The 24,086-nt window shown below is 70.1% G+C and carries 21 protein-coding genes; 6 read left to right on the top strand and 15 right to left on the bottom strand.

Annotated features, from left to right (window positions below; all coding sequences use genetic code 11):
- Nucleotides 1-27: 27 nt before the first annotated feature.
- The 3 genes from ABTX60_RS28645 to ABTX60_RS28635 all read right to left on the bottom strand — a co-directional run bounded on the left by ABTX60_RS28645 (nt 28) and on the right by ABTX60_RS28635 (nt 7,634).
- Complete coding sequence (locus tag ABTX60_RS28645) at nt 28-2,586, bottom strand: SpoIIE family protein phosphatase (RefSeq protein WP_352100015.1); 2,559 nt, start codon at nt 2,584-2,586, stop codon at nt 28-30.
- Between the two features lie 103 nt (nt 2,587-2,689).
- Nucleotides 2,690-6,961, bottom strand: coding sequence for a HAMP domain-containing protein (locus ABTX60_RS28640; RefSeq protein WP_352099902.1), 4,272 nt, complete (start codon nt 6,959-6,961; stop codon nt 2,690-2,692).
- A 268-nt stretch (nt 6,962-7,229) separates the two neighbouring features.
- Complete coding sequence (locus ABTX60_RS28635; protein ID WP_352099901.1) at nt 7,230-7,634, bottom strand: STAS domain-containing protein; 405 nt, start codon at nt 7,632-7,634, stop codon at nt 7,230-7,232.
- A gap of 106 nt (nt 7,635-7,740) precedes the next feature.
- On the opposite strand from ABTX60_RS28635, the gene ABTX60_RS28630 reads away from it, so the two are divergent.
- Nucleotides 7,741-8,070, top strand: coding sequence for a helix-turn-helix transcriptional regulator (locus ABTX60_RS28630; protein ID WP_352099900.1), 330 nt, complete (start codon nt 7,741-7,743; stop codon nt 8,068-8,070).
- A gap of 114 nt (nt 8,071-8,184) precedes the next feature.
- Here ABTX60_RS28630 and ABTX60_RS28625 read toward each other — a convergent pair whose 3' ends face one another.
- The 3 genes from ABTX60_RS28625 to xynC form a co-directional block, all read right to left on the bottom strand.
- Entirely contained in the window at nt 8,185-8,562 is a 378-nt protein-coding gene (locus ABTX60_RS28625; protein WP_352099899.1) for a peptidase inhibitor family I36 protein, read from the bottom strand.
- On the bottom strand, nt 8,559-9,206 hold the full coding sequence (locus ABTX60_RS28620; RefSeq protein ID WP_352099898.1) for a hypothetical protein: 648 nt from the start codon (nt 9,204-9,206) through the stop codon (nt 8,559-8,561). The genes ABTX60_RS28625 and ABTX60_RS28620 overlap by 4 nt, the downstream gene beginning before the upstream one ends.
- Nucleotides 9,207-9,543: 337 nt before the next feature.
- On the bottom strand, nt 9,544-10,851 hold the full coding sequence (xynC, locus tag ABTX60_RS28615) for a glucuronoarabinoxylan endo-1,4-beta-xylanase XynC (RefSeq protein WP_352099897.1): 1,308 nt from the start codon (nt 10,849-10,851) through the stop codon (nt 9,544-9,546).
- Nucleotides 10,852-11,162: 311 nt separating this feature from the next.
- On the opposite strand from xynC, the gene ABTX60_RS28610 reads away from it, so the two are divergent.
- Together ABTX60_RS28610 and ABTX60_RS28605 are read left to right on the top strand one after the other, a co-directional pair.
- Nucleotides 11,163-11,438: a hypothetical protein gene (locus tag ABTX60_RS28610; protein ID WP_352100023.1), complete on the top strand. Its 276-nt coding sequence runs from the start codon at nt 11,163-11,165 to the stop codon at nt 11,436-11,438.
- Nucleotides 11,439-11,601: 163 nt separating this feature from the next.
- Nucleotides 11,602-14,055, top strand: coding sequence for a SpoIIE family protein phosphatase (locus ABTX60_RS28605; protein WP_352099896.1), 2,454 nt, complete (start codon nt 11,602-11,604; stop codon nt 14,053-14,055).
- A gap of 93 nt (nt 14,056-14,148) precedes the next feature.
- Here the strand turns inward: ABTX60_RS28605 and ABTX60_RS28600 are convergent, their stop codons facing one another.
- Nucleotides 14,149-14,706: a DM13 domain-containing protein gene (locus tag ABTX60_RS28600; protein ID WP_352099895.1), complete on the bottom strand. Its 558-nt coding sequence runs from the start codon at nt 14,704-14,706 to the stop codon at nt 14,149-14,151.
- Nucleotides 14,707-15,025: 319 nt separating this feature from the next.
- Between ABTX60_RS28600 and ABTX60_RS28595 the strand changes: the two genes are divergently transcribed.
- Both ABTX60_RS28595 and ABTX60_RS28590 read left to right on the top strand, forming a co-directional pair.
- A complete protein-coding gene (locus tag ABTX60_RS28595; RefSeq protein ID WP_352099894.1) occupies nt 15,026-16,114 on the top strand; it encodes a homoserine dehydrogenase in 1,089 nt (362 codons plus the stop codon).
- Nucleotides 16,107-17,531, top strand: coding sequence for an aldehyde dehydrogenase family protein (locus ABTX60_RS28590; RefSeq protein WP_352099893.1), 1,425 nt, complete (start codon nt 16,107-16,109; stop codon nt 17,529-17,531). The genes ABTX60_RS28595 and ABTX60_RS28590 overlap by 8 nt, the downstream gene beginning before the upstream one ends.
- A 12-nt stretch (nt 17,532-17,543) precedes the next feature.
- On the opposite strand, the gene ABTX60_RS28585 is transcribed toward ABTX60_RS28590, so the two are convergent.
- From ABTX60_RS28585 to ABTX60_RS28570, 4 genes are all read right to left on the bottom strand, one after another.
- On the bottom strand, nt 17,544-17,975 hold the full coding sequence (locus ABTX60_RS28585) for an Lrp/AsnC family transcriptional regulator (RefSeq protein ID WP_352099892.1): 432 nt from the start codon (nt 17,973-17,975) through the stop codon (nt 17,544-17,546).
- A gap of 84 nt (nt 17,976-18,059) precedes the next feature.
- The gene (locus ABTX60_RS28580) at nt 18,060-18,332 is read right to left on the bottom strand and encodes a M14 family metallopeptidase (protein WP_352099891.1); all 273 of its coding nucleotides are present in this window, start codon (nt 18,330-18,332) and stop codon (nt 18,060-18,062) included.
- A gap of 17 nt (nt 18,333-18,349) precedes the next feature.
- Nucleotides 18,350-19,489 (bottom strand): N-methyl-L-tryptophan oxidase, encoded by a 1,140-nt coding sequence (solA, locus tag ABTX60_RS28575; protein WP_352099890.1) that lies wholly within the window; start codon nt 19,487-19,489, stop codon nt 18,350-18,352.
- Nucleotides 19,490-19,702: 213 nt separating this feature from the next.
- The gene (locus ABTX60_RS28570; protein ID WP_352099889.1) at nt 19,703-20,071 is read right to left on the bottom strand and encodes a hypothetical protein; all 369 of its coding nucleotides are present in this window, start codon (nt 20,069-20,071) and stop codon (nt 19,703-19,705) included.
- A gap of 69 nt (nt 20,072-20,140) precedes the next feature.
- On the opposite strand from ABTX60_RS28570, the gene ABTX60_RS28565 reads away from it, so the two are divergent.
- Nucleotides 20,141-20,368, top strand: a complete 228-nt coding sequence (locus ABTX60_RS28565; RefSeq protein WP_352099888.1) for a hypothetical protein — start codon at nt 20,141-20,143, stop codon at nt 20,366-20,368.
- 11 nt (nt 20,369-20,379) lie between these two features.
- On the opposite strand, the gene ABTX60_RS28560 is transcribed toward ABTX60_RS28565, so the two are convergent.
- The 4 genes from ABTX60_RS28560 to ABTX60_RS28545 form a co-directional block, all read right to left on the bottom strand.
- Complete coding sequence (locus ABTX60_RS28560; RefSeq protein ID WP_352099887.1) at nt 20,380-21,864, bottom strand: NAD-dependent succinate-semialdehyde dehydrogenase; 1,485 nt, start codon at nt 21,862-21,864, stop codon at nt 20,380-20,382.
- Nucleotides 21,865-21,924: 60 nt separating this feature from the next.
- On the bottom strand, nt 21,925-22,791 hold the full coding sequence (locus ABTX60_RS28555) for an ABC transporter permease (protein WP_352099886.1): 867 nt from the start codon (nt 22,789-22,791) through the stop codon (nt 21,925-21,927).
- Nucleotides 22,788-23,681 carry an ABC transporter permease gene (locus ABTX60_RS28550; protein ID WP_352099885.1) on the bottom strand — a complete coding sequence of 298 codons (894 nt, stop codon included), beginning with the start codon at nt 23,679-23,681 and terminating at the stop codon, nt 22,788-22,790. Before ABTX60_RS28550 ends, ABTX60_RS28555 begins: the two co-directional genes overlap by 4 nt.
- A 3-nt stretch (nt 23,682-23,684) precedes the next feature.
- Nucleotides 23,685-24,086 (bottom strand): TOBE domain-containing protein (locus ABTX60_RS28545; RefSeq protein ID WP_352099884.1); only part of this gene is annotated, 402 nt, incomplete at its 5' end.

The following is a 24,086-nucleotide window of genomic DNA, read 5'->3' as shown; positions in this document are numbered from 1 at the left end:
CTCCCCGCGCCGCCTCGCCCCTGTCTCTCACCCGACCCGGATACCCACGATGCACGTGTCGTCGTCGGTGTCCGACTTGCTGTAGGTCAACAGGCGGTCCAGCTGCTGGTCGAGGGTGCTGGGCGCCGCGCGGGCTGTGGTCAGAAGATGAGTCAGGGACTCCTCCACCGGCCGGTCACGGCGTTCGACCAGACCGTCCGTGTACATCAACAGGGTGTCCTCCGGGGCCAGCTGGAGCTCGGTCTCCTCGTAGACGGCCTCGGGCACCGCTCCGAGCAGCAGCCCCTTGACCAGGGGCAGGGGGGCCGCTTCGGTGTCCCGGACGAGCACGGGCGGCAGGTGGCCCGCCCGGGCCCAGCGCAGCGTCCGCCGGACGGGGTCGTACAGACCGCACACCGCTGTCGCGGTGACGGCACCCGTCAGATGGTGGGCCACGATGTTGAGCCACGACAGCAACTGCGCCGGACCGGCGCCGGTCACCGCCAGGCCGCGCAACGCGTTGCGCAGCACGACCATGCTGGTGGCGGCCTCGATGCCGTGCCCGGCCACGTCCCCGACGCACAGCAACACCTTCCGGGACGGCAGCACGACGGCGTCGTACCAGTCGCCGCCGACCAGTTGCTCGGTCTCCGCCGGCCGGTAGCGCACGGCCACCTGGAGGCCGGACACCTGCAACGGCGCCTGGGTGGGAGGCATGATGGCGTGCTGCAACTGCAGGGTCAGCCGGGCGCGTTCGGTCGCCTGCTGCTCGGTGTGAGCCAGCTGGTCGCGGGTGGCGGCGAGCGCCACCTCGGTCCAGTGCTGGGCCGAGATGTCCTGGTACGCGCCGCGCACCAGCAGCAGCCGGTCGTCGGTGTCGAGGACGGGTTCGGCGACGATCCGGATGTGGCGGGTGACCCCGTCCGGCCGCTGCAGCCGGAAGGCGGCGGCCGCCGGCCGCTGGTGGTGCAGCAGGGTGCGCAGGAAACGGCGGATGGAGACGCCGTCGTCCGGGTGAGCGTAAGCCGGCAGCTCTTCCAGAGGCACCGGGGTGCTCGTCTGCGCCCGCCCGTACAGGTCGAAGAGCTGCCCGTTCCAGGTGATCTCGCCGGTGAGCACGTTCTCCTCGAACCCGCCGATACGGCCCAGCCGTTGGGCGTGCTGAAGCAGACTCGCCAGTCGCGCCGTCTCGTCCTCGATGCGCCAGATCAGGAGGACGGACATGCCGTGACGGCTGATGCTGATGTCCGCGACCGCCGAGAGCGGGACCTGGTCGACGAGGGCGGTGAGGTTCATGCGACGGGCCCGGAAGGGCTCACCGGTGGCGTAGACCCGCTCGACGCGCTGGAACAACTCGCTGTCCCCGGCCGCCATCGGGTAGGCCTCCAGGAGCAGCGCGCCGTTCACGACCGCCCGCGGCCTGCCCGCCGGGTCCAGGAAGCGGTTGTTGACGTGCTGGATGCGGAAGTCCACCAGGTGCCCGTCACCGTCCAGGTGTGGCACCAGGACCAGGGCGGGGTCGTACAGCCCGTCGGCCAGATCCATCAGCTCGGCGGCGTCCGGCAGCACGCGCGGTCCCTGGGCCGCTCCCTGGGGCGTGTGCATCTCCAGGGTGTGGGCGCACAGTTCGGCCAGCGCCTCCATCTGCCGGACGATCTGCGGGGGCTGCGGCGCCAGCGGGGTCGGCCAGGCGATCTCCAGCACACCGTGGATGCGGCCCCCGGTGCCGGCGGGCAGGGCGGCCCGGCCGCCGTCCGGATGGTGGTGCAGGCCGATGGTGGGCAGTCCGGTCGCGCCGAGGGTGGTGATCCACTGCCCCTCGCGCTCGATGAGCCCCCGTCGCGCCACGGTCACCACGTCCGGCGGGACGTAGCGCCAGCGCTCCGCCTCGGCCGGCGAGAAACCGGCGCTGCCCGCCAGGGTGAGCGAACCGTCGGCGCCCACGGCCCAGATGGCCACGGCCACCGCGCCGAGCGGACGCAGCGCCTGCTCCAGCAGGGCGTCCGCCACGGCCTGGGCGTCGTCCGCGGCCAGTACGCCGCTCTCGGCCGCGCGCAGGCGCACGGCGGCCGACTCGGTGTCCGCCTCGTCGGCGGCCCTGGTGGCGGCGAGGAAGGCGTCCGTCACCTCGGACATCCGGTCCCGGGCTGCCTGGTTGATGACGTCGACAGCGAGCTCCAGGGGGGTGACCTGGGCCTGCTCGGCCAGCTGGGTGAGCTGGCGGGCGGCCTGGGCGGGGCCGCACTGCAGCCGCTCGACCAGGACGCCCTTGGCGAGCTCGATCAGGGCACGCCCTTCGGCCTCCGCCTGGGCGGCCCGTACCTCCCGGCTGAGCCGTTCCACGGTGGCGGCGAGCCGGCCCACCGGAGAGGCGGGTGAGAGGTCTTCGACGTCGGCGGGCGGCTCGTCGCGGGACTCCGACGTGTCGTCGGTGTCCTGCGACGGCCGGCCGGGGGCCGCCGCCTGTTCGTCGGGGGACTTGGGCTCCTCGTCCGCGGCCGGGGAAGACGCGTCGGAGGGCACCGGCGGCAGCGAGGAATCCGGATCTGCGGCCGAGCCGCGCTCCGGCTCACCGCCCCGGCCCGGATCGCGCGGCTGCTCGGACATGCTCACGGTGTGGAAGCTCCTCGGCTGGAGTGCCCTGGGGCGCGGAACGACGGGCGCTGCGGGGCGTCCGGCCCGCCGGTGCGCGGGTCGGACGCCGGTGTGCTCATGCGGGCAGCCAGCGGCGGACGCAGGCCATGAGGTCGCGCGTGTCCACGGGCTTGGTGACGTAGTCGCTGGCCCCCGAGGCGAGGCTCTTGTCCCGGTCGCCCGGCATCGCCTTCGCCGTGACGGCGATGATGGGCAGCTCGGCGTACTGCGGCATGCGGCGGATCTCGGCCGTCGCGGTGTAGCCGTCCATCTCGGGCATCATCACATCCATCAGCACGATGGCGACATCCGGGTTGTTCATCAGTGTCTCGATGCCTCTGCGCCCGTTCTCCGCGTGCAGGACACGGAAGCCGTGCATCTCCAGGATCCCGCTCAGCGCGAAGAGGTTCCGCGCGTCGTCGTCGACGACGAGAACGGTACGGCCCGCCGACGCGTCGTCGACGGAGGGCGGCGTCAGGTGCTGCGGCCCTTCGGTCCGCACGAGGGAGAGCACGTCCCCGGGTTCCTCGGCGGACAGGTGCAGGGCGATGCGCTCGCGCAGTTCGTCGAGGCTGGACAGCAACTCCAAGGCGCCGCCCGCGGAGCGGGAACGCAGCGTCTCGTCCAGGGGCACGTCCGCGGGGTGGCTGCTGTGGACCAGCACCGGAACGCTCGTCAGCGCCGAATCGCCCTCCAGGGCCTGGAGGAAGCGGGACGCCTCGTCGTCGGGCATGCCCAGCTCCAGGACGACGCAGTGGCACGGTTCGGAGGCGAGGGCACCGGCCGCCTCCTGTGCGCCGACGGCGGTGATGATGTCGACGGCGGGACGCTGAGCGCCGTCGGCACGGCCGTGCGTCAGGTCGGCGACCACGCTCTCCGCGACGAGGGTCAGCAGACCGCGCGAGCGCTCCTCCACGACGAGCAGACGCCGGGGCCGGGGGCCCGGCCCGATCTGGGGCACCGGCACCGAGCCGGCCAGTCCCTCCGGCACGGGTTCCGCCAGGACCCGCTCCAGGGTTCTGCCGTGGCTGAGCAGTTCCTCGAAGTCCGGGCGGGCCACGGGCAGGAACAGCGTGAACGTACTGCCCTGACCGGGCGTGCTGTGCACCGAGACGGCGCCGCCGAGCAGTTGGGCGATCTCCCGCGTGATGGACAGGCCCAGGCCGGTGCCGCCGTACTTCCGGCTGGTCGTGCCGTCCGCCTGCTGGAAGGCGCCGAAGATCGTCTCCAGGTGCTGCTCCGGAATGCCGATGCCGGTGTCCTTGACCCGGAAGGCGACCACGGCGGCGCCCCGCACCACACCCTCGGGCACCTCTTCGTCCGAGGCGGGCTCGATGCTCAGTTCAACGCCGCCCTGCTCGGTGAACTTCACGGCGTTCGACAGGAGGTTGCGCAGCACCTGGCGCAGCCGGGAGTCGTCCGTGAGCACGTCGGCGGGGGCACCGGGCGCGGTCGTCACCGTGAAGTCGAGGCTCTTCTGCGTCGTCATCGGCCGGAAGGTGGCCTCGACGTACTCGATGAGCTGCCGCAGCGTCACCCGCTCGGGCGTGACGTCCATCTTCCCGGCCTCGACCTTCGACAGGTCGAGGATGTCGTTGATCAGCTGCAGCAGATCCGAACCGGCGGAGTGGATGATCTGCGCGTACTCGACCTGCTTGGGCGTGAGGTTGCGGGACGGGTTCTGCGCGAGCAACTGGGCGAGGATGAGCAGGCTGTTGAGCGGGGTGCGCAGTTCGTGGCTCATGTTGGCCAGGAACTCCGACTTGTACTTCGAGGCCAGCGACAGCTGCTGGGCCCGGGTCTCCAGCTCTTGGCGCGCCTGCTCGATCTGCAGGTTCTTCGCCTCGATGTCCCGGTTCTGCGCGACCAGCAGCGAGGCCTTCTCCTCCAGCTCCGCGTTGGAGCGCTGCAGTTCCTCCTGCTGCACCTGCAACTCGGTCGACCGGGCCTGGAGCTCGACGGTGAGGCGCTGCGACTCGACCAGCAGCTCGTCGGTACGGGCGTTGGCCACGATGGTGTTGACGTTGACGCCGATGGTCTCCATCAGCTGTGCGAGGAAGTCCCGGTGGATCTGGGTGAAGCGGGTGACCGACGCCAGCTCGATGACGCCGAGGACCTGGCCCTCCACCACGATGGGCAGCAGCACCAGCGCGGACGGCACCACCTGGCCCAGGCCCGAGGAGATGGTGACATAGCCGTCCGGCAGCTCCTCGACCATGATGGTGCGCCGGCTGCGCGCGGCCTGTCCGACCAGGGTGCGGCCGAAGGCGATGCGGGCGGGCCGGGTGCTCTCCTCCGGGTAGCCGTAGGAGCCGACGAGCCGCAGTTCGGGCCCGTCGTCGCCGTCCTCGGCGAGGTAGAAGGCCCCGTACTGGGCCGACACCAGCGGGACCAGCTCGTCCATGATCAGCTCGGCGACCACGGGGAGGTCGCGGTGGCCCTGCATCAGGCTCGAGATCCGGGCGAGGTTCGTCTTGAGCCAGTCCTGCTCCTGGTTGGCCCGGGTGGTCTCGCGCAGGGACTCCACCATCGAGTTGATGTTGTCCTTGAGCTCGGCGACCTCGCCGGACGCCTCCACGTTGATCGACCGGGTCAGGTCGCCCTCGGCGACGGCGCTGGTGACCTCGGCGATGGCCCGCACCTGCCGGGTCAGGTTGCCCGCCAGTTCGTTGACGTTCTCCGTGAGGCGCTTCCAGGTGCCGGAGACGCCCTCGACCTCGGCCTGGCCGCCGAGGCGTCCCTCGGTGCCGACCTCGCGGGCGACTCGGGTGACCTCGTCGGCGAACGCGGACAGCTGGTCGACCATCGTGTTGATGGTCGTCTTGAGTTCGAGGATCTCACCGCGGGCGTCCACGTCGATCTTCTTCGACAGGTCGCCCCGGGCCACCGCCGTCGTCACGAGCGCGATGTTGCGCACCTGGCCGGTGAGGTTGTTGGCCATCGAGTTGACGTTGTCGGTGAGGTCCTTCCAGGTCCCGGCGACGTTCGGCACGTGCGCCTGGCCCCCGAGGCGTCCCTCGGTGCCGACCTCGCGGGCGACGCGTGTGACCTCGTCGGCGAAGGCCGACAGCGTGTCGACCATGGTGTTGATGACCTCGGCCAGCGCCGCGACCTCGCCCGCGGCCTCGACGGTGATCCGCTGCGACAGGTCGCCGCGCGCCACGGCGGTGGCGACCTGGGCGATGGAGCGGACCTGGCCGGTGAGGTTCGACGCCATGACGTTGACGTTGTCGGTGAGGTCCTTCCAGGTACCCGACACACCGCGCACCTGGGCCTGGCCGCCGAGGCGCCCCTCGGTGCCGACCTCGCGGGCGACGCGCGTGACCTCGTCGGCGAACGCCGACAACTGGTCCACCATCGTGTTGATGGTGCTCTTCAGCTCCAGGATCTCCCCGCGCGCGTCCACGGTGATCTTCTGCGAGAGGTCGCCCTTGGCCACCGCCGTGGCGACCAGGGCGATGTTGCGGACCTGGCCGGTGAGGTTGCCCGCCATGAAGTTCACCGAGTCGGTGAGGTCGCGCCAGGTGCCCTTGACGCCCTTGACGTCCGCCTGGCCGCCGAGGCGCCCCTCGGTGCCGACCTCGCGGGCGACGCGCGTGACCTCGTCGGCGAACGCCGACAACTGGTCCACCATCGTGTTGATGGTGCTCTTCAGCTCCAGGATCTCCCCGCGCGCGTCCACGGTGATCTTCTGCGAGAGGTCGCCCTCGGCGACCGCCGTGGTCACCTGGGCGATGGAGCGGACCTGGCTGGTGAGGTTGCCCGCCATGTGGTTCACGGAGTCGGTGAGGTCACGCCAGACGCCCGCCACGCCGGGCACCTGCGCCTGGCCGCCGAGCCGTCCCTCGCTGCCCACCTCACGAGCTACACGTGTGACCTCGTCGGCGAACGCCGACAACTGATCCACCATCGTGTTGACGGTTTCCTTCAGCTGAAGGATCTCGCCGCGGGCGGGCACGTCGATCTTCTGCGAGAGGTCGCCCTTGGCAACTGCCGTGGCCACCTGGGCGATGTCGCGGACCTGGGTGGTCAGGTTGCCGGCCATCGCGTTCACCGAGTCGGTCAGGTCGGCCCAGGTGCCCGAGACCCCGGGCACCTCCGCCTGCCCGCCGAGCGTGCCCTCGGTGCCGACCTCACGGGCCACCCGGGTGACTTCGGAGGTGAACACGGACAGCTGGTCGACCATGCCGTTGAAGACCGTGGCGATGTCGCCCATGAGGCCGTCCGCGTCGTCCGGCAGCCGGGTACCGAAGTCCCCGTCGCGAACGGCTGTCAGGCCGGCCAGCAGCCGACGCAACTCCTGGTCGCCCGGCACCGCATCGACGACCCCAGTGCTGTCGCTGGTCATGCGCACCCTCGTTCCGCTCCCCAAGAGCCCTCGAAGCCGAAGACTCGGAACCCCCCGGACCGATGTGCGGCCCGGTTGTCGTGCATGCGTGTTCCACGGTCACAGATGTGTATGCGATGTGGAAATACGCCGCAGGTTAACCCACGTTTCAAGCCCTGAACAAAGCAGGAACCATCATCCTCGGCCGAACTGCGTCACCGCGCCCCGAAACCGCGGCGGTGCCGGCGGGCAGGCCGGCGGAAGTGACACGAAAGCCGGGCGGGCCCGCTCAGGTGACGGCGGCGTCGTCGACGGAATCCCGCGTCTGGAGGATGCTGTCGACCCCGGTGATCTCACAGAGCCGCTGCAGCTGCGCCGACGGCGCCACGACCCGCAGGGTGCCCGCCTGGTGGGTGAGGATCAGCAGATTCAGCAGGGTCGAGTCGGCGAAGGTGATGCCGGAGGCGTCCAGGATCACCTTCGGATGCGTCCTGGCCGCGACCGACAGCGCGTCCGCCAATGGCGTGATCGAGTCCATGTCATAGGAGCCGCGGGCGACGACGACCCAGGCCCCGCGCCATTCGTACTGCAGCACCGCCGCCCCTTCCGAGGCAGGCGCGCCGGCCTGTTCCGGCAGCGTCTCGGCGCCGGTTTCGCGCGTGAGCGCCGGTACGCCGGCCTCGTCCCAGGGCATGGTCGAGCTCCTTCTGTGGATCCCCCGAGGGGAGCACGTCATATGTTGCATGAAAAGTATGTCACGTATCTGGGTTCGGGCAACGGGCTCCTCTAAAATGCTGCGCATGGTCGGAGTGCCCGAGTCCCACAGCGGATGGACGTTCATCACCAGCCACGCGCGCGTTCTGGCAGTCATTGCCGACAACCCGAACGTCCGCATCCGCGACATCGCTGCCCGCTGCCGTCTCACGGAACGTGCCGTCTCGCGGATCATCGTCGATCTGGAGCAGGACGGTTATCTCTCCCACACCCGGGACGGACGCACGAACACGTACCGCATCGAGCCGGACAAGGTCCTGCGCCACCCGGCCGAAGCAGGACTCTCCGTGGCTTCCCTGCTCTCCCTGCTCCTGCGGGACGAGTCCGACCGCGTCAGGAAGCCCGTCTCCCGATAGCCCGCCTGCGGGGCACCGGGGTCTCGCCCGGTCCCGGCACGCGTCGAGGGTCCGGGTGAAGCGCGAAGCCCCTGCGTGACGTGCGTCGGGCAGGGGCTCCGGTTGTGCCTCGTGTCAGCAGCTCATGGCCCAGGTGTGGGAATCACCCCGGTCGTTGGCCGCGCCGTTGTAGCCGACTTCCTGGCCGGGGGTGAGACAGATCGTCATGTGCCCGCCCAGACTGGCGCTGGAGTAGACCCTGACATGGTCCTTGATACCCGGCCCGGAGATCCCGTGGTTGGCCCAGGAGGAGTCCGTGTCCGCGATCCAGCTCTCCCACCAGCGGTCGTCGCCGGACCAGTTGGCGCGCTGGCCGGAGAAGTCGGCGTTCTGCCAGACGCAGAACTCGCCGCGCGGGCACTCGGCGGCGCCTGCCGTGCCGGCCGTGGTGAGAGCACCGGCGAGGAGGAGGAACACCGCTGCGACGGCGGAGAACAGCCTGCTTTTCGTCATGACGGGTCGGGACCTTTCTGGTGGGGGGTGGGGCGGCCGGCCAGGAGCCGGGCCGCGCGGTGCAGTGCGCGTTCACGCAGCCGCTCGTACGTGGCGATGTCCTCGCGGTGCGCGGCCCGGACGGCGTCGAGCCGGGCGGGCTCCAGCCGGGCGCGCAGGTCGTCCAGTCCGCTTTCGCGCGCACAACGGGTGTCTTCCTCGGGGCAGGCGGCTCGGCGTGCGAGCGCTGACCGGTACCGGGGGTCCTGCTCGAGGCGGGCTTGCGCCTCGGGGCGCAGGTTGTTGACGGTGACCTCGGCGCGGAACCAGCGGGCTTGGTCGCCGTAGAGATGGCGGTGCGCCCGCGCCAGGCAGCCGTCCGTGTGCGCGCGGACGGTGTGACCCGTGGCGAGGGTGACCTCCAGTTCGGCCGGGTCCGCCCCGAAGAGCGCGTCCTCCTGCGAGGCGCGCGGTTCCGCCGTGCCGTGGGCGGTCATACAGCGGTCCACCAAGACCTTCTGTGCGGCCTTGATCAGGTCGCTGCGCCCCTGCTCCGAGGTCGGCAGCGCCGGTTGCGGCGACCCGGCACAGCCCCCGGCCAGCAGTACCGTGAGTACGGCGGCCGGAACCCTCTTGCCCGCGCCCCGGGCCCAAACAGCGCTCATCTCCACGTCATGCGGAACGATCAAGAACTGGGCAGGACACGGCACTTGAACCGGATCGGAAGGCGCTCGGTGTGCGGACAACCGGTCGTCCGCCGGTGAGGGGGCGTGCGCGCGTCGAAACGGCTTTGAGGGGCGCACTGGGGCGGCTACAAGAAGCGGTGAGGGTCCGTGTCGGCGTTCATCGCCTTCGAGGGTCTTGCCGCGGTGGCGTCCGAGCCCGGGTGCTGCGGTCCCGTGGCACGGCCCGGCGCGCAGGACGGCGGCCGGGCCGTGCGTCGTCGTCGGTCCCTGGCTCTCCCACCTCAACTCGGGATCGGAGGATGACGCGGAGGAATCCTCACCCGGTCACGAAAGTCGTCACGCTCTGAGCGGGGAGCTGACCGGTGAAGGAGCCGTTCGACACGGTGACCCTGCCCTGGGACGCGAGATTCCTGCCCGCGTCCGTCAGCCAGGACGACACACCGGACGAGGCGTTGTTCTGCAGGACGAACTGCTGACTGACGCGCGCGGTGCCCTTGTTGACGGCGACGATGACCAGCCGGGAGCCGCTCCCCTTGTACGCCGAGACGTAGACGTTCGGCTGTGGATTCGGCGTCACCGCGATGCGTACATGCCCCGGGCGGACGAACTTGGAGAAGTGCGCCATGCCGGCACCCCGCTTGCTGATCCGGCCGTCTTCCCGCATGGGTCCGTAGCCGCGCCGGATGTACCACCACACGTAGGCCTGGAACTCGGCGTCCACCATCGCGCGGTGGACGTGTTCCGCTACGCCGAGTGCCTGGGGCCAGAGATCGGCCGAATCGCTGCTGTTGGGGTAGTAGACCTCCGTCATCCACAGTTCCTTGCCCCCGCCCTTCTGCTTGAAGAGCGGGTAGGGGAAGTTCTGGAACGGTGTGCCGTAGAGGTGCGCTCCGAGGATGTCCACGTTGGCGAGTGCCCTGGCGTCGTTGAGGATCGGGTCCGAGAAGCTCTTCACGTACTGGAAGGACTCAGGGGCGATGACCTTGGTACTGATCGAGCCGGCGTTCTCCCGCAGGAACCGGGTCATCTCGCCGGGAGTCCACCACGTCCAGTCATGAGCGTAGTCGGGCTCGTTCTGCACGGAGATGGCATACAGGTTCACTCCGTTGTTCCGCATGTAGCCGACGAAGTCGTTCAGGTGCTGCGCATAGGCGCCGTACATGTTGTACCGGAGCCGCTTCGCGTTGGTCTGCTGGCCGTGGGTGAACGTCTCGACCATGTTCGCGGGGGGATTCCAGGGCGATGCGAAGACGGTCGCCCCGAGTTCGATCGCACGCTTGGCGGTGGCGACTTCGCGGTTCCAGTTCGCCCGGTCCTCGGAGACGAAGATTCTCAGCACCGAGAATCCGAGCTGTCCTTCGCCGTTGCCGAAGGCCGTGTCCCGCTGAGCGGATGTCAGATCACCGATCCAGAGCGGGTGGTTCATGCCGCCGAATCCCCGGATCGTCTGCCTCGTCGCCGACGGGTCGATGGTCAGCGCAGCCGCGACGGACGGTGTGCGGGGTGCTCCCACGGCCGGTGTCGCGGCCGCGAGCACGGGCAGGGCGCCCATGGTCGCCAGAAGGGCACGACGACGTGGGGATTCCGGCCCTGTGTCGCTGGATCCATTGCGGTGTAACGACATGGTTCCTCCTTGGCAGGGGGCCTCGCTTAAGGAGCGTGGGAGCGCTCCCTCAACAGCGAAAGTTTCGGGAGATCAACCGATCGGGAGCGGTGTAGGGAAGGTAGGTGCGCGTTCTTTCATCGTCAAGACTTTTGGAACCGGCCGGGTGCGGCTGCTCTGTGGATGTTCACGGCCCGAACGATGAGCCGGCACCAACACCGGTGCCGGCGGCGTGCCGACTCCTCAGCCGCGCCGTACCGCACCGAGCCGGGCGCGGTGCAGGCCGGGAGCGGTGCGCCATCGCGGGACGCGGGCCATCACCTGGGGGTGGAGTGGCGGGGCTGGCCGTGGCGCGGGCGAGCGGGATGCGGCGGGCGGGGGCCGGTACGTCGGAGGCGAGGGCAGGAGACGTAGGTCGCTGCGACGGCTACACACGGGACGGGCTGCCGCGCCGGGTCACCGTGCAACGCGCGGCACGGCTCCTCGCCGACGCCCTTATCTACGTCCCGCCCCGCCGCTTCTACCGCCAGGTTCTCGGCTACACCGGTGGAATCGTCGCCCTCGGCCCTGTCGTCGCCTGGGGTGCGCTGGTCCTGCCCTGGTCGTAGGGGGCGGGACCTCGCGGAAGCCGAGGCCTGACACCTGGCACCCGGCACCCGAAGGCGCACCAGCCGCAGCGCCGTGGAGCGGGGGCCGATCTACGCTGGAAGGAGCCGCTGGAGACCAGCCCTGACGGGCCCGGCAATCCGGACGGAGGCGTGGTACGTGGAGATGGCCGGCAAGCAGGACGCCCCCACTGCCGCTGTCGTGGTGGGCCCGGACGGCATGGTGAGCGGCTGGAGCGAGGGGGGTCGGCTGCTGCTGGGCTGGACGGCGGAGGACACCGTCGGGCGCCCCGTGACCGACCTGCTGGCCGACCCGCCGCCGCCCGGCTTTCCGGAGGGCTACGGCGCCGGCCCCGACCCCACGGGGTTCATCCTTCTACGCCACCGGGACGGGTCCACCGTGGACGCCGTGCTGACGGCCCAGCCGCTGCTCGGCCCGGACGGACGGACGCTGGGCCACGTGCTGACCATCCAGCGTTGGGGACGCCGTCCGGTGATCACCGACCGGGCATTCGAGCAGTCTCCCTTCGCTCTGGGCGTCTACGACCCCGAACTGCGGTTCCTGTGGATCAACGCCTCCTCCGGCCGGGTGATAGCGCACTCCGAGGAACAAGTGCTCGGCAGGAAGTACCGCGAAGTGCTTCCCGAATTCGACCGCTCCCTGTTTCCCGAGCGCGACGACAAGCCCTACACCGACGCGCTCGCCCAAGTGGCGAGGACGGGCGAGCCCACGCGTCTCATCACCGTCTTCCGCCCGCGCGGCAGCGACTACGCCAACGCCTGGGCCACCAGCATCTGGCCCGTCCGGGATGCCGAGGGCAGAGTCCGCGCGATCGCCAACTGGGGATTCGACATGAGCGCCGAGTACTGGGCTCGGCAACGCCTGCTCCTTCTCAACCAGGCCAGCGGCGGCATCGGCCGGACCCTCGACGTGATCGGCACCGCCCGGGAACTGGCCATGACCCCGGTGCCGGGATTCGTCGACCTCGTCAGCGTGGACCTCTTCGGCGAGGTACTGCGCGGAGAGGAACCGCCCTCAGGTTCCCCGTTCGCCCCCGGCGAGCCCATCGGACTCAGCCGTGCCGCCCAGCACAGCACGAAGGCCGACGCAGGCCGGGCTCCTGGAGCCCCGACACCGGTCACGCACGCGCCCGGTTCCGTCGCCGCCCGCTGCATGGCCGCCGGCAGGTCCACGGTCGAGCTCGCCGCCGAGCCCGGCCAGGGCGGCGAGTGGGCCTTCGGGCCCGGACTCGCCGCCGACCCGGCCCACTGGCCACCCGGCAACCCGGTGATCGACGAGTCCATCGCCGCGGACGGGCTGACCGGCCGGATCACCGTGCCGCTCCGGGCACGCGGCGCGCTGCTCGGCGTCGTCGCGTTCTCCCGCGTCGACCGGCCCGAGGCCTTCACCGCCGACGACTTGATCCTCGCCGAGGAGCTGACCGCCAAGGCAGCCGTCGCCATCGACAACGCCCGCCGGTACTCGCGCGAGCGCACCACCGCGCTGACCCTGCAGCGCACCCTGCTGCCGCAAGGGCTGCCGAACCAGGAGGCGGTCGAGGTGGCCTCCCGCTACCTGCCCGGCGGGACCGGTACGGAAGTGGGCGGTGACTGGTTCGACGTCATTCCGCTGTCCGGCGCCCGGGTCGCCCTGGTCGTCGGCGATGTCGTCGGTCACGGCCTGCACGCCTCGGCCAGCATGGGCAGGCTGCGCACGGCGGTGCGCACCCTCGCCGACGTCGATCTGCCACCGGACGAACTGCTGACCCACCTGGACGACCTGGTCCTGCACCTCGCCAGCGACCTCCAGCCCGCCGGCCATTTCCAGCCGACCGGCGAGTCCGGGGCCACCTGCCTTTACACCGTCTACGACCCGGTCTCCCGGCACCTGACGCTGGCGAGCGCCGGCCATCCCCTGCCGCTGGTCATCTCCCCGGACGGCACCCGTACCCCGGTACCGGTCCATCCGGGACCGCCGCTCGGCATCGGTGGGCTGCCTTTCGAGGCCACCGAGCTCGAACTGCCGGTGGGCAGCCTGCTCGCCCTCTACACCGACGGACTGGTGGAGAGCCGCGAGCGCGACGTCGACCAGCGGACCGCCGAACTGCGGCGAGCCCTGGACCACTCGACCACCTCGCTGGAAGCCCTGTGCGACACGGTGATGGACGCCATGCTTCCCCAGCGCCGCACCGACGACGCCGCTCTGCTGCTCGTTCGCACGCACGCGCTGGATCCCCACCACGTCGCCGACTGGGACGTCGAGCCCGACACCGCGCAGGTGCCGCGCGCCAGGAAGCTCGCCGTCGACCAGGTGGACGCCTGGGGCCTGGAGGAGGCGGCGTTCGTCACCGAACTGGTCGTCAGCGAGCTGGTCACCAACGCGATCAGATACGGCGAGCCGCCCATCAGGCTGCGGCTGATCCGCGACACCTCCCTGATCTGCGAGGTCTCCGACTCCAGCAACACGGCCCCGCACCTGCGCCGGGCCCGCGCCTTCGACGAGGGCGGCCGGGGCCTGTTGCTCGTCGCCCAGCTCACCCAGGGGTGGGGCACCCGGCACACCACCGACGGCAAGACGATCTGGTGCGCGCAGAACCTGCCCGAAGCAGAGCGGCACTGACATCCGAGCCGGCGGACAGTCTTCCCGTGCGCACGACGGGCATGCGACTTTTCAGACTCTCGGGCACCGATTCGATTCCGGCCGGGACAGAACTCAGGCGCGGACGAGTTCGGCCGCGCCGAAGGAGACGTCGAAACGGTCGCACCAGATGCTGACGCTGGTGTAGCGAGCGGCGTCGACGTCGTCGGGCAGGACGTAGTTCTGGCTTCCCTTGTTGCCCTTGAGCTTGCCCAGACTGACGTACTCCCCGTCGTCGAAGACGTGCCAGCCGGACTTCCCCTCCTTCACGGGGGCGTCGGTCAGCCACACGCGCAGATCCGGTCCATTGCTGGTGTCGAGATTCTCGAGCCGGACGACGTGGGAGCCATCGGGCAGCTCTACAAGTCTCACCCTGCCCGAAGTCGCGTGTTCGTGGCTGATCAGTTCACCACTCGCCAGCGTCCGCGGCCCGGCCGGTGAGGAGGGCGTCCGGGTCTCCGCCGTGGGTGGGGCGGATGTGGCCACGGTCTCGGGCAGTGCCTCTTCGACGGTCTCGTCCTGCCACAACTTCCAGGGCTGGAACCAGTACAGTCCGAGTCCGACCACGGTCACCGCCACCACCAGCACCCCGATGACCAACGGCCTGGTCACTGCCTTCCGCTCGCGCCTCATTCTCGCCTCGCCCCTTGAGAGTCCGCCTGCTGCTGCCCATTCAACGGGGCGGACTGCCGTCCTGTTGCCCGCAGGAGATGACGGAACCCTTACGCCTGCTGCTGCTTCGGTACGAGGGTGGAGTTCTCGCCGTCCCCAGGCCTCCGCCTTCGGCCGGAACGACCCGGGCCCCACCGGGCCCGGGATGGGCGAATCGTCATCGCAACCGTGCAGATCGGCATGCCGTGTGGCCGTTGCGGCATGGCGCGGGTGACCGGCGCAGAAACCAAGCTCTGACCAGCCGCACCGTGAAGGCGGCGGACTGTGAAGGAGCGATCTCATGGGCCGATACGATCTCGCCCTCATCGGATTCGGCGGCGTCAATCGCGCGCTCGCCGAACTCATCTCCCGGAACGGGGAGCGCCTGGCCGAGGAACTGGGCTTCGCCCTGCGGGTGGTGGCGATCACCGATCTGCGGGCCGGTTCCCTGGTGGACACCGACGGCATCGATCTGGCGCCGCTGCTGGCCACCGAGCCCGGGGAACTGAGCTTCGCGGAGCTGGCCGGCGGCAGCGCGGATCCGCGCAACGAGTGGGTGATCCGCGAGGTGCCGGCCGACATCCTCGTGGAGGCGACGTTCACCAACCCCACCGACGGTGAGCCCGCCCTCTCCCACGTGCGCTGGGCCCTGGAATCGGACAAGCACGTGTGCACCACCAACAAGGGACCGGTCGCACTCGCCGGCCGCGCTCTGAAGCAGCTGGCCGCAGAGCACGGTGTCAGCTTCGAGTTCGAGGGCTCGGTACTCAGCGGCACTCCCGTTCTGCGCACCGCCCAGCGCATGTTCGGCGGCCTGGAGATCACCGGTGTCCAGGGCATCATGAACGGCACCTCGAACTACATCCTGGGCCGGCTCGAAGAGGGCCTCGAACTGTCGGCCGCCATCGCCGAAGCCCAGGGCCTCGGGTACGCCGAAGCCGACCCCACCGCCGACATCGAGGGCCATGACGTCCAACTCAAGGTCATGATCCTGGCGAACGAGGTCCTCGGCGCCGACCTGCGCCGCGAGGACGTCTTCCGCGAGGGCATCTCGGCGATCACACCGGACGAGGTACGGGACGCCGCCCGCAAGGGGCTGCGCTGGAAGCTGGTCGGCTCCGCCACCCGCCACGAGGACGGCAGCGTCGATGCCCGTGTCGCCCCGCTCGCCCTGCCGTCCCACCACCCGCTTGCGGGGATCTCCGGTCCCCTCAACGCGGTCGCCTTCCAGACCGACCTCCTCGGCACCGTCACGGTCTGCGGCCCGGGCGCCGGGCGCATCGAGACCGCCTACGCCCTGCTGTCGGACATCATCGCCATCCACCAGCGCCACGCCGACGACTACGCCGCTCCCGCGCGCCCCGTTCTCCAGGAGACTCACCGTGTCTGAGACCACCGTGGCCCCCGGCATCGAGCTCGGCGCCGACACGGCGCCCGTGCACAACCCCTACACCGGCGAGATCATCGCCTCGGTGCCCACCGTCGGCGCGGGCGCCGTCGGCGGCATCCTGCAACAGGCCAGGTGCGGACGCCGCACCGCGGCCGCGCTGTCCCGCGCCTCCAGGGCCGCGATCCTGGAACGCGCCGCCCACCTGGTCGAGCGGCGCGCCGAGTCCTTCGCCCAGCTGATCGTCAGTGAGGCCGGCAAGACCATCACCCAGGCCCGCAAGGAAGTCGCCCGCGCGGTCAACACCCTGTCCCTGTCCGCCGCCGAGGCACGGCGCAACGCGGGCGAGGTCATCCCCTTCGACTCCTATGAGGGTTCCGAGAAGCGGCAGGGCTGGTTCACCCGTGAACCGCTGGGCGTCATCGCCGCCATCACCCCGTTCAACGACCCCCTCAACCTGGTCGCCCACAAGCTCGGCCCCGCCATCGCAGGCGGCAACGCGGTCGTCCTGAAACCGTCCGCGCTGACGCCGCTGTCCGCCCTGCGGCTGGTCGACACCCTCATCGAGGCCGGCCTGCCCGAGGAGATCGTCACCGTCGTCAACGGCGACGCCGATATCGCCGCCGCGATCGTCGCCTCCCCCGACGTGCGCATGGTGTCCTTCACCGGCGGATTCGCCACCGGCGAGGCCATCTCCCGCACGGCCGGACTGAAGAAACTCGCCATGGACCTGGGCGGCAACGCCCCGGTCATCGTCATGGACGACGCCGACCTCGAAGAGGCCGTGGCCTCCTGTGTCTCCGGCGCGTTCTGGGCCGCGGGCCAGAACTGCATCGGCACCCAGCGGATCCTGATCGCGGCCGAGGTCTACGAGCGCTTCCGCGACGCCTTCGTCGCCCGCACCAGGCTGCTGCGCGTCGGCGACCCGCTCGATGAGCGCACCGACGTCGGCCCCATGATCACCCCGGGCGCCGCGGCCGCCACCCGGGCCAAGGTCGACACGGCGGTGGCCGAAGGCGCGGTGCTGCTGTGCGGCAACGAGGTCACCGGCGCGCTGTACGCGCCGACCGTCCTGGAAGACGTCCCGGCGACCTGCTCGATCTGGCAGGAGGAGGTGTTCGCCCCGGTCGTCGTGCTGCAGCCGTTCACGACCTTCGAGGACGCCATCGAGCAGGCCAACGCCATCGACTACAGCCTCCACGCGGGCGTCTTCACCTCCCGCCTGGACCGCGCCCTGAACGCGGCCCGGCTGCTGGAGGCCGGCGGCGTCATGATCAACGACTCCTCCGACTACCGCTTCGACGCCATGCCGTTCGGCGGCTTCAAATACGGCAGCATGGGCCGCGAAGGTGTGCGCTTCGCCTTCGAGGAGATGACCCAGCCCAAGGTCGTCTGCGTCAACCACATCAGTGACCGTTGAAGTCTGCGGTCATCACCGGCGGTTGACGACGCTGGACAGGGTGAGCGCGGTGACCGTGTCCCGTACACCGGGCATCTGGGCGATGTCCTCCCAGATGCTCCGTACGCGTTCCAGCGAGGCCGCCTCCAGACGCACCATGATGTCGAAGTCACCGCTGAGGATCTCGCAGATGACGACCTCGGGGATGCGCATGAGCGCGGCCAGGACATCGCCGCCGCGCATGCGGTCCCGGCGGTACACGAGTACGAACGCGGAGACCACATCGCCGGTGTCGCCGCCCGCACGGACGAGGGTGTAGCCGGCGATGTGGCCCTGACGCTCGAGCCGTTCGATGCGCTGGCGCACCGCGTTGCGGGACAGCAGCACCTTGCCGGCCAGCTCCGAGTGCGAGACACGGGCGTTACGGGTCAGCTCCGCGATGATCTTCTCGTCGATGGCGTCCATGGAGGACCTCCTCCTTCCCGGCACAGCGGGCCGAGGGGAGCGGTTCAGCGGCCGGGCATGAGACGCGTCAGCCATGGGGGGTGGCTATAGGTGGTGAAGGAGCCGGTACAGGCCGTCGAGGAGCCTGCGAATGGTGGCCGGGTCCCGGTCTCCGAGTCGGCCGGTCTCCGCGAGGATCGCGGGGATCCCGCACGGGTTCGCGGCGGCGTGGCTGTTGCCGCCGTCCGGGCTGGTACCGAAGATGACCCGTTCGTATCCGACCGCGCCACCGGGCTGATCACCAGTTGGCCGGCGACCTCTTCCGCTTCCGGCTGTCCGGCCGGGCTCGGCCCGCAGTGCGCCGATGGTCAGGGTCATGGCTTCCTCGTTCATGCTCAGGCCGCGGTGCGGCCGTTCGTGGTGATGAAGTCGATCGGCTGGGAGGTGCGGCCCTCCAGGGCGAGGTCCGCGGCGATGTCGCCCATGGCGGGCGAGACCTTGAAGCCCTGGCCGGAGAAGCCGGCCAGCAGGACGATGTCGTCGCAGTCCGGTAGGGGGCCGACCAGCGGGCGGGTGCTGTCGGTGTAGCCCTCCATGAAGACGGACAGGCGCACCGGGTCGGGGTTCAGGCCGGGCAAGTGGCGTCGCACCACCGTGGTGAAAGTCTCCAGTTCTTCCGGTGCGACGGTCCGGTTCAGCCGGTTGGGGTCGTCCACGAGCTTGTGGTGCGGCTGGGGCAGGCCCAGCTTGACGGCCAGGCCGTCCGGAGACGGGATGCCGTAGAAGGGGGTGGCGCCGCAGCGAATGAAGGCGGGGCGCTCAGCGTCCGCGGGGTGGTCCTCGTGCGGCAGGAACCAGGCGCTGATCGCGCGGTGGACGCTGACTTCCCACGGCAGGTCGGGCAGCAGGTCGCCCACCCAGGGGCCCGGCGTGACGACCGCGGCGTCGAAGCGCTCGGTGTCGGTGTCGGTGCGGATCTCCACGCCTCCCCCGGCTACGGGAGTGACTTCCCGCACCGGGGTGTAGCGGCGGATCCGGGCGCCCAGCTCCTCGGCGCGCCGGGCCGCGGTCTGGACCGTCAGCTCGGGGCGGACGAAACCCGCGCTGGAGTCGAGGATCACCAGGTCGCCGTCGTCGACGCGGAACTGCGGGAAACGCTTGGCCAGCCCCCCGGTGTCGATCACCTCGTGGTCGAGGCCGTGCTCGGCGATGCCGTCCATGACGGTGCGCATCTCGGGGTCGTCGGCCGGCCCCATGACCAGGGCTCCGGTCAGACGGCGCAGTTCCCGCCCGGTCTCCGCCTGCAACCGCTTCCAGAGGGTGTCGGCGTGCCGCACGAGCGGCACATAGCGGCCGTCGTGGGTCTGCACGCTGCGGAAGACGCGGGTCTCGCCGCCTGCGGCGCTGCGGTCGTGGCCGGGCGCGAACCGGTCGTAGCCGACGACCTCGGCACCCCGGTCGGCCAGCCGCCAGGCGGCCTGGCTGCCCATCGTTCCCACGCCGACCACCGCGACGCGCTTCCTCGCAGCTGACACAGGACTTTCCTTTCGTGGCGCCGGGCCGCAAGCCGGCCCCGAGCATGGGGATGCTCTGTGGCGGTTGGAGGGCGCACGCCCTTGGGGCCCCGGAGCTCGTGTTCGTCCCGGGGTCGGAGATTCGCCCCCGCACTTCATTATGTGCCTATGTGCCACAATGTGGCACGCTGTGCTGTTATCTGGCACAGAGAATGGCAGCGACTCAGGGGCGAGTCAAGAGGCTGGCGGAAGGGGCCGTGACCCGACCTCACCTCGCCTGTGCCACAGCACGACCACTGGGGCCAGTTGGGACCGGAGCGTGCCGGCGTGGGGCTGCAAGGAGCCGCCGAAGGCGGCGGATCCGATGGTGAAGGCGTCGACACCCGCAGTTGCGAGCGCCTGGATCTGGTCGGTGTCGGTGATCGAGCCGGCGACGACCAGTCGGCCGGTGGTGGCGGCACGGACCAGGTCCAGGGGGTCGGCGTAGCCGATGGAGGTGCCGCGCAGGAGGCGGAGGGTCTCCTCGATCCATGTGCCGCCCATCAGCCAGTCGACACCGAGTTCGGTGGCCGTCCGTACCGACCTGACCGACGCGGCCGGCATGGCGCAGGTAGACCTTCTGCACACCGGCACACGGCCGCAGCGTGGGACGACTGGCGCCGTATCACCGGCATGAAAACAGAACCGGCCTCCCAGCGGACGCTGGAGCACTTCCACCTGACCCTCCAGGCCGCCGCAGCCGGCGTCGGTATCGCGATCGCCCCATATGCCGTCGCCCGCGACGACCTGGACCGAGACGAGCCGGCTCGAGAACGAATCCTGACCAGTGTCGGTGAGCAGGCCGCTGCCGGTGACGAGGACGAGGCGTCGGTCCACAGCACAGCCCGACTCGCGCCCTGATGTCGGCTTGCTCAGGTGTTGAAGCCAGGCATCGACAAGTACTTGAGCTGCTGATACTCGTGGAGGCCTTCGGGTCCGCCCTCGCGGCCCAGGCCGGACTGCTTGACTCCGCCGAAGGGTGCTGCCACCTCGGAGACCAGGCCGCGGTTGATGCCGACCATTCCCGCCTGCAGACGGGCGGCGACCCGGCGAGCGCGGTCGATGTGGGACGTCATCACGTACGACGCGAGGCCGTGCTCGGTGTCGTTGGCCACCGCTATGGCCTCGGCCTCGGTGGCGAAGCGGTGGATGGCGGCGACGGGACCGAAGACCTCCTCGTGCATGATCGCGGCGTCGGCGGGGACATGGTCCAGCACGGTGGGTGCCGCGTAGTGGCCCGGCCCGTCAGGGATCTCCGCCTTACCGATGACGACGGCACCACGGGCCACGGCGTCCTCGACGAGGCTACGAACCTTGTCCACCGCACGGTGGTCGGCCAGCGGGCCGAGCTCGGTGTCCTCCCGGTCCGGAGGGCCCACTCGGACAGCGGCCATCTGTTCGCCCATCGCCTCGGCGAACGCGTCGGCGATTCCCTCCTGGACCAGGAACCGGTTGGCGCCTACACAGGACTGGCCGCCCAGCCGCATCTTCGCGATCATCGCTTCGCGGACAGCGAGTTCCAGGTCGGCGTCGTCGAAGACCAGGAACGGTGCGTTGCCACCCAGCTCCATGGAGGTGCGCAGCACCCGCGCACCGGCTTGCTGAAGCAGCAGCCTGCCGACCGGGGTGGACCCGGTGAAGGACAGCTTGCGCAGCCTGGGGTCGGCGAGCAACGCCGTACTGACTGCTGCCGCGTCACTGCTGGTGATCACGGTCAGGACACCCGCCGGTGCGCCGGCCTCACGGGCCAGTTCGCCCAGGACCAGGGAGGACAGCGGGGTGAGCGCGGCCGGCTTGAGCACGGCGGTGCAGCCCGCGGCCAGGGCGGCGGCGGCCTTCCGGGCGGCCATGGCCAGCGGCACGTTCCACGGGGTGATCAGGAGGCAGGGGCCGACCGGTTCGGCGACGGTGACGATGTGGCTCCGGCCGTCCGGGGAGGGAGTGCTGCGCGCGTGCGGGCGGACCGCCTCCTCGGCGTACCAGCGGAAATAGGCCGCGGCGTAGTCGACCTCGCCCCGGGCTTCGCTGATCGTCTTGCCGATCTCCAGGGTGATGATCCGGGCCAACCGCTCACGGTGTTCGGCCATGGCGTCGGTGATCCGGTGCAGGACGGTCGCGCGGTCCCGCGGGCTGGTGCGGGCCCACCGGTCGGCGGCCGCAGCCGACGCGTCCAGTGCTTTCAGCGCGTCCTCTGCACCGCAGTCGGCGACGGTGGCTATGACTTGTTCGGTAGCGGGGTCGCGCACCTCGAAGGTGCGGCCACCGGTGGCGGGTTGCCAATCGTGGGCGAGGAAGCCACGGGGGACGGATTCGAGGACTGCCGACTCCCCTGAGGGAACGGCGAGGGTGTCAGTCATGCGCGTGGCTCTTTCCTGGTCGCGGACTGTGTGGTGAGAGAGAGCACGATCGATCGGTGGTCATACGGCTTCGCCTCCGGGGTTGGCGACGCCGACGGTGTTCTCGACCGACAGCAGGGACTCCTGCCGTCCGGAGCCGATCCAGCGCACCAGGGCGACCAGGCCCAGGGCGAGGATCGCGAAGGCGATGAGGATCGCGCTGACCGCGGTCACACTCGGGTCGATCTCGAAGGTGAGGGAGTTGTAGACCTGGACGGGGAGAGTGACGGTGTCGACGGAGGACAGGAACTGGGAGATGTAGAACTCGTCGAAGCTGGTGATGAAGGAGAAGACCGCCGCCGCGATCATGCCGGGTGCGGCGAGCGGGAAGGTGATCTTCCGGGCGATGGTGAGGCGGCCGGCACCCATGCTGGCCGCCGCGTCCTCCAGCCGTTCGTCGATCCCGCGCAGCGTGGCGATCAGGATCAGCACCGCGATCGGTGAGGCCAGCACGGTGTGGCCCAGCGCGATGGCGATCGGGCTGCCCAGCATCGCCGCCGGTTCGAAGAACAGGAACAGCCCGAGAGCGGTGACGATCTGCGGGATGACCAGCGGGCCGAGGACCAGGGCGAAGACCGCGGAGCGCAGCGGGAGTTCGCTGCGGACCAGGGCGGTCGCCGCGGTCACCCCGATGATCAGGGAGAACACGGTGCTCATCGCGGCGATCAGAGCGCTCAGGGAGAGCGCGGCGGGCCATTTGCTGCCGTCGGCGAACAGGGCCTTGTACCAGTTCAGCGTCCACGTCTCCGGGGGAAAGGAGGCGAAGGCGTTGTTGCTGAAGGAGGTCACGAGGATGACGATGATCGGCAGCGCCAGGAACAGCAGGATCACGGTGGCGACCGCCGTCAGGGTGATGCGGCCGGTCAGGGACTTGCGCAGTTCCATCATGTGGCGCTCCTCTTCTTGCGGGCGCCGAGCGAGGTGACGGCCTTGACCAGCAGCAGTCCGGCCAGGGTGAGCACCAGCAGGATCACGCCCTGGGCGGCCGCCCCGTTCCACTGGTTGTCCTTGGTGACCTGCTGGTTGATGAGGGTGGCGATCATCGTCTGGTCGGGGCCGCCCATCAGGGCCGGGGTGATGTAGTAGCCCAGCGACAGGATGAAACTGAGCAGTCCGGCACTGGCCAGACCGGGGGCGACCAGCGGCAGGTAGATGCGGCGGAAGATGGTCACCTTGCCCGCGCCCATGCTGGACGCCGCCGCCAGCAGACGCCGGTCCACACCGCGCATCACCCCGTACAGCAGCAGCACCGTGTAGGGCAGCATCATCGAGGTGGTGCCGATGACCACACCGAGTTCGTTGTAGAGCAGCTGGAACGGCGCTCCGGGCACCGACATGGCGGTGAGGGTCTCGTTCACCAAACCCTTGTCACCGAGCATGATGATCCAGCCGTAGGTACGCACCAGAGCGGACACGAAGTGCGGCACGACCACGACCAGCATCGCAAGACCCGCCCACACGGGCTTCAGCCTCGTGATCGCCTGAGCCAGAACGAACCCGAACACGAGACTGAGGACCGCTGTCTCGGCGGAGATCCGCAGTGTCGTGAACAGCACGGAAAGGTTGACGCCAGTGAGTGCGTCGGCGTACCAGTGCAGGGTGAACGAACCGTCGGCGTTCTTCAGGCTCAGCAGCAGCGTCGAGAAGATCGGGTAGACGAACAGCACCAGCAGGTAGACGACGACCGGCAGCGCATACAGGACCCCGACCCGCGTCCTGCGCGAAGCCAACAGCTTGCGTGGACGGGCGGGAGCGTTGGAGGTGAGAGTGGCGGCCATGACTCAGCCCGCCTGTTCGGTGGGGAAGAGGTTGACGTCCTCGGGATCCGTGCAGATGCCGACTCGCTCGCCTGCGACCGGACCGCGGCCTGCGGGTACTTCCAGGCGCAGCAGCGGTGCGTCACCGCCATCAATCCGCACGCCCGCGCGGACGAGGGTGCCGACATAGGTGGCGGTCTCGACGGTGCCGGTACAGAACCCGTCGTCGGCGGCGCAGGCCCGCAGCCGGCCCGGCTGCACAGCGACCTTCACCTGACTGCCGGAGGGCAAGTCGTGGCGGCGCGCCTTCAGGAGAGTGCCGCTGGCATCCAGGCGGACCAGGGTGTGCGCGCCGTCGTGCTGCTCGATACGGCCGGGCAGGAAGTTCGCCGCACCGAGGAAGTCCGCCACGAACGGCGTCCTGGG

This window comes from Streptomyces sp. NPDC126510 (assembly GCF_040302345.1).
Classification (GTDB): Bacteria; Actinomycetota; Actinomycetes; order Streptomycetales; family Streptomycetaceae; genus Streptomyces.
The sequence above is the reverse complement of the archived record's forward strand: the minus strand, read 5'-3'. Positions and strand labels throughout refer to the sequence as shown.

Coding starts and splice junctions, on each gene's coding strand:
- ABTX60_RS28645 (WP_352100015.1), bottom strand. CDS start 2,586: ATGTCCGAGCAGCCGCGCGATCCGGGCCGGGGCGGTGAGCCGGAGCGC.
- ABTX60_RS28640 (WP_352099902.1), bottom strand. CDS start 6,961: ATGACCAGCGACAGCACTGGGGTCGTCGATGCGGTGCCGGGCGACCAG.
- ABTX60_RS28635 (WP_352099901.1), bottom strand. CDS start 7,634: ATGCCCTGGGACGAGGCCGGCGTACCGGCGCTCACGCGCGAAACCGGC.
- ABTX60_RS28630 (WP_352099900.1), top strand. CDS start 7,741: ATGGTCGGAGTGCCCGAGTCCCACAGCGGATGGACGTTCATCACCAGC.
- ABTX60_RS28625 (WP_352099899.1), bottom strand. CDS start 8,562: ATGACGAAAAGCAGGCTGTTCTCCGCCGTCGCAGCGGTGTTCCTCCTC.
- ABTX60_RS28620 (WP_352099898.1), bottom strand. CDS start 9,206: ATGAGCGCTGTTTGGGCCCGGGGCGCGGGCAAGAGGGTTCCGGCCGCC.
- xynC (WP_352099897.1), bottom strand. CDS start 10,851: ATGTCGTTACACCGCAATGGATCCAGCGACACAGGGCCGGAATCCCCA.
- ABTX60_RS28605 (WP_352099896.1), top strand. CDS start 11,602: ATGGCCGGCAAGCAGGACGCCCCCACTGCCGCTGTCGTGGTGGGCCCG.
- ABTX60_RS28600 (WP_352099895.1), bottom strand. CDS start 14,706: ATGAGGCGCGAGCGGAAGGCAGTGACCAGGCCGTTGGTCATCGGGGTG.
- ABTX60_RS28595 (WP_352099894.1), top strand. CDS start 15,026: ATGGGCCGATACGATCTCGCCCTCATCGGATTCGGCGGCGTCAATCGC.
- ABTX60_RS28585 (WP_352099892.1), bottom strand. CDS start 17,975: ATGGACGCCATCGACGAGAAGATCATCGCGGAGCTGACCCGTAACGCC.
- ABTX60_RS28580 (WP_352099891.1), bottom strand. CDS start 18,332: ATGACCCTGACCATCGGCGCACTGCGGGCCGAGCCCGGCCGGACAGCC.
- ABTX60_RS28570 (WP_352099889.1), bottom strand. CDS start 20,071: ATGCCGGCCGCGTCGGTCAGGTCGGTACGGACGGCCACCGAACTCGGT.
- ABTX60_RS28565 (WP_352099888.1), top strand. CDS start 20,141: ATGAAAACAGAACCGGCCTCCCAGCGGACGCTGGAGCACTTCCACCTG.
- ABTX60_RS28560 (WP_352099887.1), bottom strand. CDS start 21,864: ATGACTGACACCCTCGCCGTTCCCTCAGGGGAGTCGGCAGTCCTCGAA.
- ABTX60_RS28555 (WP_352099886.1), bottom strand. CDS start 22,791: ATGATGGAACTGCGCAAGTCCCTGACCGGCCGCATCACCCTGACGGCG.
- ABTX60_RS28550 (WP_352099885.1), bottom strand. CDS start 23,681: ATGGCCGCCACTCTCACCTCCAACGCTCCCGCCCGTCCACGCAAGCTG.